The organism is Massilia sp. 05N420 (assembly GCF_056397205.1).
Genome location: NZ_JBFTMX010000100.1, coordinates 1 through 769 on the forward strand (window position 1 = coordinate 1; position 769 = coordinate 769).

The window sequence follows — 769 nt, forward strand, 5'->3', positions numbered from 1 at the left end:
GGCTTGCATCTTGGCGACATCAGCCGCGGTGGCGCCAACACCCATCGACGGAGTGTTGTCGATAAGGATATAGAAATCCATAAATGATGCCGTCTGATATTCCGCGCTAGCGGTCCCCGAGATGTCGATGCTCGTTTTACCAAACATGGCCATGAAGGACGTGGGTATCGACGTCTTGAAGGCTATGTTTGAGGTCACCTTATTCAGATTGCGCGTCACCGTCACAGACAGATCCATTGGAAGCGTAGCAGCCTCCCCAGACATCTGGCCGGCGAAAAGTTTGCGTGCTTCGCTTTCGCCAACCGATATGGAGCCGTCAGCCGGCATCGCCATGGCTTGGGTGACCGCCAGGGATTTCTCCGCTACCGCTCCGACGGCAGCCGCGTCGGCCGCGTCAAAGAGTTGCGTGCGGATTTCCAACGCATGCGAGAAGTCGATAGCCATCCCCGCCGCGCCGACCAGGGGAATGAAAAGAACTGCCGTGAGCAACCCGAAATTGCCGGAGCGGCATGAAAGAATGCGCTTGATTGTCGTTATCATGCCGGACGGTACCAAGAGGAACATGTGCGAGTTTTAGCAGTCGCCTCTTAAGCTCTAGCTAACTAGCTTGGTAAAACAAAATCAAATGCTTACAGCTAAAACGCGAGCGATAGGCGTTGCTCAGCCCATGATGGTAGTTGTTTTCGGCGTCGCTGGGGCATGTGTAGGCATGCTTCGATGCCGATCGAGGTACGTCGTCTGGCGATGATCCAGCCGACGACTACGAGTG

1 protein-coding gene is annotated in these 769 nt (G+C 55.3%); it reads right to left on the bottom strand.

Translation table 11 applies throughout. The annotated features are described in order from the left end of the window. Positions 1 to 564 (bottom strand): pilus assembly protein TadG-related protein (locus tag AC1DIX_RS27420; protein ID WP_477328465.1); only part of this gene is annotated, 564 nt, incomplete at its 3' end. Between the last annotated feature and the right edge of the window lie 205 nt (positions 565 to 769).